We start from the raw sequence: 380 nt of genomic DNA, 5'->3' as shown, positions 1-380 counted from the left end.
GTGCATCTGGGTATTGCTCACGGAATTTTTCGAGCTGATCGCTCATTCGTTTGATCAATACGCCCGTAAACAGGAAATACGGCAGCAGCACGATGCGTTTTGCCCCCAGTTTTAGGCAGCGCTCGACTCCCTCATCATAGAGCGGATAGGTCACACCCATGAATGCCGTCTCGACCCATTTTGCCTTGTAGCGCTCCCAGAACAGTCGGGACATTTTGTAAATATCGCTGTTGGCGTCTGCGTCACTGCTTCCGCGTCCGATCACGAGCACAGCCAGATCCTCATGCTCCTCACCGGAAGCAAAGCCCGCTTCCTCCATACGCGTCGTCAAAATGTTGATCACTTCATCATGAATGCCAATCGGGCGTCCATAGATGAAC

At 52.4% G+C, this 380-nt stretch carries 1 protein-coding gene; it reads right to left on the bottom strand.

The window, feature by feature from the left end; all coding sequences use genetic code 11:
• Positions 1–380, bottom strand: a 380-nt coding sequence (locus SB773_RS30335) for a CbiX/SirB N-terminal domain-containing protein (RefSeq protein WP_410593903.1), incomplete at both ends; no start/stop codon positions are given.

Origin of the sequence: Bacillus sp. SIMBA_074 (assembly GCF_046534555.1) — a bacterium.
In the GTDB taxonomy this organism is placed as follows: Bacteria; Bacillota; Bacilli; order Bacillales; family Bacillaceae_G; genus Bacillus_A; species Bacillus_A mycoides.
This window is presented reverse-complemented; position numbering and strand designations above follow the sequence as displayed.